Origin of the sequence: Streptomyces sp. NPDC005899, from assembly GCF_040629645.1 — a bacterium.
GTDB lineage: Bacteria > Actinomycetota > Actinomycetes > Streptomycetales > Streptomycetaceae > Streptomyces.
The window spans coordinates 1-6,885 of record NZ_JBEXWB010000336.1 but is presented as its reverse complement, the minus strand read 5'-3'; the positions used below and the strand labels follow the sequence as shown (position 1 = coordinate 6,885).

Sequence of the window (6,885 nt, the reverse complement as noted above, 5' to 3'; positions counted from 1 at the left end):
CTCACTCCGGGAGCGGCGATGACGTTGTCCGGATTGAATTTGCCGTTCTCGTTGCGGCCGCAGTCCGTCGGCGGGAACGGCTCTCCGCACGCGCTGCAGAACTTCGGCGCCCGGTCCGCCGAGAGGCGGCCGCACTCCGGGCAGACCAGGTCCAGCATGCACGGGGCCTCGCCCCCCTCGATCGCGTCCGGCGGGCCGACGGCCGGTTTGATCGCGAGGCCCGGACGCCGGCGGTGCACCGTGAGGTACGTCAGCCCCTCCGGCCCCGCCTCCAGGGCCCGGCGGGAGGTGCGGGGCAGCCAGGTGAGAGTGGTCGGGACGAGGCGGAGGCTGTCGTCGCCCGTGCGCAGCGTGCCCTCGCCCCCGAGGGCGACCAGGAGCACGTCGAGTACGTCCTCCTGGTGCTCCCCCACCGCGGCGCCCGGCGGGAGCCGCACGATGTTGGCGTCCAACTCGCGTCCGCCTTCGGCCAGATGCCACAGCGCGCCGCGCGCGTCCGGTGCGGCGGCGAGGAGTTCGTCGAGTACGGCCAGCACCTGCGGAGTCGCGTTCACGGCGCCCACGCTACGCCTTCGCGGACCCGGGCCGGCGAGCGCCGTCCACCGGGTGTGCTCCGCACGGCTCCGCGCCTTCCGGCCGGACGGCGGGGCCCGCCACCGTCCTTGTTCCCCGTCGGGATCCGACGCGCAGCCGCGCGGCAGCACCGCCGGTCGCCCGGCCGCCGGCCCCGCCGACACGGATGGCGAGGCCCCGGACGAGCGTCCCGCGGCCCCTCCGCCGGCGTCCCCTCTTGCTTCGAGCGCGCTCGAAGGAGTTGGCTTGGGGGTCATGAAGTACACGCAGCTCGGACGCACCGGACTCAAAGTCAGCCGCCTCGTACTGGGGACGATGAACTTCGGCCCCCAGACCAACGAGAGCGACAGCCACGCGCTCATGGACGCCGCCCTCGACGCCGGCGTCAATTTCTTCGACACCGCCAACGTCTACGGCTGGGGCGAGAACAAGGGCCGCACCGAGGAGATCCTCGGCACCTGGTTCGCGCAGGGAGGTGACCGCCGCGACAAGGTCGTCCTCGCCACCAAGGTCTACGGCAACATGGCCGCCGACGGCGAGGCGTGGCCCAACCACGACAAGCTGTCCGCCCTGAACATCCGGCGGGCCGTCGACGCGAGCCTCAAGCGGCTGCAGACCGACCACATCGACCTGTACCAGTTCCACCACGTGGACCGCGACACTCCGATCGACGAGATCTGGCAGGCGATCGACGTACTGATCCAGCAGGGCAAGATCCTGTACGCCGGTTCGTCCAACTTCTCCGGTTACAAGATCGCCCAGGCCAACGAGCGCGCCAGGCAGCGCGGCGGCTACGGCCTGGTCAGCGAGCAGTGCATCTACAACCTGATGGAGCGCGGCGCCGAGATGGAGGTCATCCCGGCCGCCCAGGAGTACGGCCTCGGGGTCATCCCGTGGTCGCCGCTCCACGGTGGTCTGCTCGGTGGCGCGATCCGCAAGGAGCGGGACGGCGGCGGCGCCCGCTCCACCTCCGGCCGGTCAGCCGACGCGCTCGCCGACCCGAAGGTACGGGCGCAGGTGCAGGCGTACGAGGACCTGCTGGAGAAGCACGGACTCGAGCCCGGCGAGGCGGGCCTGGCCTGGCTGCTGACCCGCCCCGGGATCACCGGCCCGATCTCGGGCCCGCGTACGCGGGAACAGCTCGACTCCGCGCTGCGCGCGGTGGAGCTGGAGCTGTCGGACGAGGTGCTGACCGCGCTGGACGAGATCTTCCCCGGCCCCGGCCCGTCGCCGGAGAACTTCGCCTGGTAGGGCCAGGCCGGAAGCGGTACACCGACGACGTGCGTGCGGCCGTCCTCGCGGGGTCAGCCTCCGAGGGCGGCCGCCGCCGCGACGACGACGAACATCAGCACGAGCACGGCCGCCATGATGCGGTTTCTGGTCTTCGGGTCCACCCGAAGAGCGTAACCGCCCCGCTCACCGTCCCAGTGGCCAGGCTCGGACCACCTCGTACCGCGGCTGCTCCCCGGGCACCCCGCCCGCGGGCAGGTTGCTGCGTACGAGACTGAGCTCGCCGGCCTCCCAGTGCACGCCCTCGAAGCCGCCGAGCGCCTCGGCGAAGGGCGCCAGGTCCGCGGGTTCCCGGCTGCGGGCCAGGGTGAGGTGCGGGGTGTAGCGGCGGTGCTCCTCCATGGCCACACCCGCCCTGCGGGCGGCGGCGTGGGAGCGTTCGGCCAGCAGGCGCAGCGTGTCGAGGCCGCCCGCCGCCCCCGCCCACAGGGCCCGCCCGTCGAAGCGTCCGCCGCCGTGGACGCGCAGGGGGAACGGCGGGGTCCGGTGTGCGGCCCGTTCCAGCCGCCCGTACAGGTCCGGCAGCACCTCCTCCTCGACGTCGCCGAGGAAGGCGAGGGTGTAGTGCCAGCCCGCGCGGGCGGTCCAGCGCAGTCCGAGGGCGCCGGGCAGCTCCTGGAGTCCGGCTACGGCCCGGGCGAGTTCCCCGGTCGCGGCGGGGGGCGGCAGGACGGCGACGAAGAGTCACCGGGTGCGGGGGCTGCTCATGCGGTGAGTGTCCCAGCTCCGGTGCGTGCGCGGCTCCGGGCGGACGACCGCGGGCCGACGCGCCGGGCGGCACGCCGCCGCGACCGACGACACGACTGCCCTCCTCCCGGCTCGGGAGAAGGGCAGTGCTCGCGATCGCCGCGCGGCTCTCAGGCCGCGGTGGCCAGCTGCTCGCGCGGGACTATTCGCACGTGCGGACGGCCTGAACGCAGGTCGAGCTTGAGGCGCAGGCCGCCGACGCGGGTCAGCATGAAGCCGACGCCGATCGCGGCCAGCGCCGAGATCGCCCCGCCGGCCGCCATGCCCGTCCGGGCGCCGTAGGCGTCGCTGATCCAGCCGACGATCGGGGCGCCCACGGGCGTCCCGCCGGCGAAGACCATCATGTAGAGGCTCATCACCCGGCCCCGCATCTCGGGGTCGGCGGCCATCTGGACGCTCGTGTTGGCGCTGATGTTGGTCGTCAGCCCGATCATCCCGATCGGGACCAGCAGCAGCGAGAACAGCCACACGGACGGCGACAGGGACGCGGCGATCTCCAGCAGGCCGAACAGCGTGCCGGCGGCCACCAGCATCCGCAGCCGCGAGGAGCGGCGGCGGGCGGCGAGCAGGGCCCCGGCGAGGGAGCCGGCCGCCATGAGGATGTTGAAGAAAGAGTACATCCCGGCGTCGCCGTGGAAGACGTCGTCCGCGAAGGCCGTCAGGAAGATCGGGAAGTTGAATCCGAACGTCCCGACGAAGCCGACCAGGACGATCGGCCAGACCAGCTCGGGCCTGCCGGACACGTAGCGCAGGCCCTCGCGGAGCTGGCCCTTGGCGCGCTTGACCGTCACGGACGCGTGGAGTTCGCTCGTACGCATCATCATCAGGCCGACGAGCGGGGCGATGAAGGACAGCCCGTTGAACATGAACGCCCAGCCGCTGCCGACCGTGGTGATCAGGACACCCGCGACGGCGGGGCCGATGAGCCTGGCCGACTGGAAGTTCGCCGAGTTGAGGCTGACGGCGTTGCGCAGCTGCGCGGGGCCGACCATCTCGGAGACGAACGACTGGCGTGCCGGGTTGTCGACCACGGTGACCATGCCGAGCAGGAACGCGATCAGGTAGACGTGCCATACCTCGACGACGCCGGAGAGGGTCAGGACGGCCAGCGCGATCCCGCACAGGCCGAGCGCGGCCTGGCTGATCAGCAGCAGGCGCCGCTTCGGGAGCCGGTCGGCGATGACGCCGCCGTACAGGCCGAAGAGCAGCATCGGGAGGAACTGGAGGGCCGTGGTGATACCGACGGCCGCGGCGGACCCGGTGAGGCTCAGGACGAGCCAGTCCTGCGTGATGCGGGACATCCAGGTACCGGTGTTGGAGATCACGGCGCCCGTGGCGAACAGGCGGTAGTTGCGGATCTTCAGCGACGAGAAGGTCCCGCCGGTCTTGCTCTCGTGGGTGGAAGTCGGTGCGGGGGCGGAGTCTGCTCCGGATCCCGAACTCAAAAGAGGTCGCCTCCTCGGGCGTCTACGGCGTACGTACTGACGAGGACCTGTCGGCGGGTACCCCGGACCGCGGCCCGGTGAAACCCGTCGGTCAGAGGTGGGCGAGCTTCTCCAGCACGGGCGCGGCGGCCCGCAGCTTCTCCCACTCGTCCTCGTCCAGGCCTTCGGCGAGGTGGGCCAGCCAGGCGTTCCGCTTGGAGCGGCTCTCGGCGAGCATGGCTTCCGCCTGCTCGGTCCGGCTGACCATCTTCTGCCGGCGGTCATCGGGGTGCGGTTCGAGTCTGACCAGGCCCTTGGCCTCCAGCAGCGCCACGATGCGCGTCATGGACGGCGGCTGCACGTGCTCCTTGCGGGCCAGCTCACCGGGGGTGGCGGACCCGCAACGGGCGAGCGTGCCGAGCACCGACATCTCGGTCGGGCTCAGCGACTCGTCGACGCGCTGGTGCTTGAGGCGCCGGCCCAGCAGCATCACGGCCGAGCGGAGGGAGCTCACGGCAGCGGCTGTGTCGCTGTCGTGGATCAGGTCAGGCATGTTTATTAGCCTAACTCATTAGCTACACTAAAGACCAGTCGGTGGTACACGCGCGAGAAAGTGACCACCCGAACGAGTGAGTGTGGGGCGGAAATACTCCCGGAACGGCCTTCTGTGCCGCGACCCTGCTGGCATGGGATCCACAGTGCTCAGCCTGCGCATAGACGGGGAGCTGCTCGACCGGCTCCGCCGCCACGCCGCCAGACGCGGCATGAGCGTCCAGGACTACGTGGTCCGCACGCTGGTCCGCGACGACTTCGACGAACGCTTCAACGCCGCCGTCGACGAGACGGAGAAGTTCTACGGGGCGGACCCCCGTCAGTCCGGCCCGGCCGACCGGGTGACGTGACGGGCATCCGCCCCGTGGGGGTCGGTGCGGGCGGGCTCAGGTGAGGCCGAGGGCCGGCATCGCGTAGTAGAAGACGAAGACCGCGGAGACGGCGTACATCGCCGCCGGGACCTCCCGGCCACGGCCCGCCACCAGGCGCAGCACGCTGAAGGCGATGAAGCCGATGCCGATGCCGTTGGTGATCGAGTAGGTCAGCGGCATCATCAGCATCGCGAGGAAGGCCGGGATCGCGAGCGTGAGGTCGCTCCAGTCGATGTCCCGTACGGAGCCCGCGAGGATGAGGAAGCCGACCGCGACCAGTGCCGGGGTGGCGGCCTGCGAGGGGACCATCGTCGCCAGGGGTGTCAGGAACAGCGACACCGTGAAGAGCAGTCCGGTCACGACGCTGGCGACACCGGTCCGGGCCCCCTCGCCGACGCCCGCCGTGGACTCGACGAAGCAGGTCGTGGCGGAGGAGGAGGTGGCGCCGCCCGCGGCGACGGCCACGCCGTCGATGAACAGGACCTTGTTGATCCCCGGGAAGGTGCCGTCCTTCTCCATGAGCTTCGCCTCGTCGCCGACGCCGAGGATGGTGCCCATCGCGTCGAAGAAGCAGGACAGCAGCACGGTGAAGACGAAGAGGACACCGGTCAGCACGCCGACCTTGTGGAAGCCGCCGAACAGGCTGACCTGGCCGATCAGCCCGAAGTCCGGGGAGGAGACCGGGTTGCCGGGCCACTGGGGGACGGTCAGCCCCCAGGCCTCGGCGGGCAGGTCCGCGACCGCGTCGATGACCAGCGCAACGACGGTCATGGCGACGATGGAGATGAGGATCGCGCCCGGCACCTTGCGGACGATCAGCGCGAGGGTGAGCAGCGTGCCGAGGACGAAGACGAGCACCGGCCAGCCGTTGAGGTGGCCGTCACTGCCGAGCTGCAGCGGCACGGTGGTGTGCGCCGCGTCGGGCATGCGGGAGACGAAGCCCGAGTCGACCAGGCCGATCAGCAGGATGAACAGGCCGATCCCGATGGCGATGCCCTTGCGGAGCGATTTCGGGACGGCGTTCATCACCCGCTCGCGCAGCCCGGTCGCGACCAGCAGCATCACGACGATGCCGGCGAGGACGACCATGCCCATCGCGTCGGCCCAGCTCATCCGGGGGGCGAGCTGGAGGGCGACGACGGTGTTGACGCCGAGTCCGGCGGCGAGCGCGATCGGCACGTTGCCGATGACGCCCATCAGGAGGGTGGAGAAGGCGGCCGCCAGCACGGTGGCCGTGACGAGCTGGCCGCCGTCGAGCTGGTGCCCGTACATGTCCTTCGCGCTGCCGAGGATGATCGGGTTCAGCACGATGATGTACGCCATCGCGAAGAAGGTGGCGAATCCGCCACGGATCTCGCGGGCGACCGACGACCCCCGCTCGGAGATCTTGAAGTAGCGGTCCAGTCCGTTGTGCGGCTGGGGAGCCGGCGGCGGCGCGGAGTCGACCGGAGCGGTGGCCGAGGGGGGCATGTGGGGACCTCAGTCATGACGTAGAGGGGGAGAGGGGTCAGCTTTGGACTTTCACACGAATAAATCGAGACAGTCGTAAGCGGATTCAGTATGAATACATAAAGCGAAGATCGCTATCTCCGCGCGTAGACCCCTGGGCCGACTGCCCGCCCGCCGCACCGCCGACCGGCCCGGACGCCGGTGCGAAGCCGAGCCCTAGACTGATCCCATGCAGAAGTGGACACCGAAGCACGAGGCGCCCGAGCCCCTGGAGGGCCCCGTCGTCGCCACCGTCACCGGAGGCACGATCCTCTGGTTCGTCCTCTTCCTCGCGCAGCTCCCCTTCTACGGATGGTTCGACGACCACGGCCACACGTGGTGGATCTGGACCTGCCTGACCGGAGCCGGGCTCGGCCTGATCGGCATCTGGTACGTACGGGGCCGGGAGGCCGCGATCAGGCGGGCCGCGGCCGCCGGGC

General features: G+C 70.9%; 7 protein-coding genes and 1 pseudogene. 3 read left to right on the top strand and 5 right to left on the bottom strand.

Translation table 11 applies throughout. The annotated features are described in order from the left end of the window. Nucleotides 1–71: 71 nt before the first annotated feature. Nucleotides 72–554: pseudogene (locus tag ABZ371_RS26830) on the bottom strand (hypothetical protein); the annotation flags it as partial. A 274-nt stretch (nt 555–828) separates the two neighbouring features. Here ABZ371_RS26830 and ABZ371_RS26825 point away from each other — a divergent pair. Further along, nucleotides 829–1,824, top strand: a complete 996-nt coding sequence (locus tag ABZ371_RS26825) for an aldo/keto reductase (protein ID WP_358684151.1) — start codon at nt 829–831, stop codon at nt 1,822–1,824. Nucleotides 1,825–1,989: 165 nt separating this feature from the next. Here ABZ371_RS26825 and thpR read toward each other — a convergent pair whose 3' ends face one another. From thpR to ABZ371_RS26810, 3 genes are all read right to left on the bottom strand, one after another. Continuing rightward, nucleotides 1,990–2,532, bottom strand: coding sequence for an RNA 2',3'-cyclic phosphodiesterase (gene thpR / locus ABZ371_RS26820; RefSeq protein ID WP_358684153.1), 543 nt, complete (start codon nt 2,530–2,532; stop codon nt 1,990–1,992). A 188-nt stretch (nt 2,533–2,720) separates the two neighbouring features. After that, complete coding sequence (locus ABZ371_RS26815; protein WP_358684149.1) at nt 2,721–4,055, bottom strand: MFS transporter; 1,335 nt, start codon at nt 4,053–4,055, stop codon at nt 2,721–2,723. 91 nt (nt 4,056–4,146) lie between these two features. Further along, nucleotides 4,147–4,587 (bottom strand): MarR family transcriptional regulator, encoded by a 441-nt coding sequence (locus ABZ371_RS26810; RefSeq protein WP_358684147.1) that lies wholly within the window; start codon nt 4,585–4,587, stop codon nt 4,147–4,149. A gap of 133 nt (nt 4,588–4,720) precedes the next feature. On the opposite strand from ABZ371_RS26810, the gene ABZ371_RS26805 reads away from it, so the two are divergent. Further along, entirely contained in the window at nt 4,721–4,936 is a 216-nt protein-coding gene (locus ABZ371_RS26805; protein WP_358684145.1) for a hypothetical protein, read from the top strand. A gap of 36 nt (nt 4,937–4,972) precedes the next feature. On the opposite strand, the gene ABZ371_RS26800 is transcribed toward ABZ371_RS26805, so the two are convergent. Further along, nucleotides 4,973–6,427 (bottom strand): NCS2 family permease, encoded by a 1,455-nt coding sequence (locus ABZ371_RS26800; RefSeq protein WP_358684143.1) that lies wholly within the window; start codon nt 6,425–6,427, stop codon nt 4,973–4,975. 208 nt (nt 6,428–6,635) lie between these two features. On the opposite strand from ABZ371_RS26800, the gene ABZ371_RS26795 reads away from it, so the two are divergent. After that, nucleotides 6,636–6,885: DUF2530 domain-containing protein (locus tag ABZ371_RS26795; protein WP_358684141.1), on the top strand; the 250-nt coding region annotated here is incomplete at its 3' end.

What these genes read in the sequence shown, in the direction of transcription:
- ABZ371_RS26825 (WP_358684151.1), top strand. Translation starts at nt 829, where the DNA reads ATGAAGTACACGCAGCTCGGACGCACCGGACTCAAAGTCAGCCGCCTC.
- ABZ371_RS26810 (WP_358684147.1), bottom strand. Translation starts at nt 4,587, where the DNA reads ATGCCTGACCTGATCCACGACAGCGACACAGCCGCTGCCGTGAGCTCC.
- ABZ371_RS26805 (WP_358684145.1), top strand. Translation starts at nt 4,721, where the DNA reads ATGGGATCCACAGTGCTCAGCCTGCGCATAGACGGGGAGCTGCTCGAC.
- ABZ371_RS26800 (WP_358684143.1), bottom strand. Translation starts at nt 6,427, where the DNA reads ATGCCCCCCTCGGCCACCGCTCCGGTCGACTCCGCGCCGCCGCCGGCT.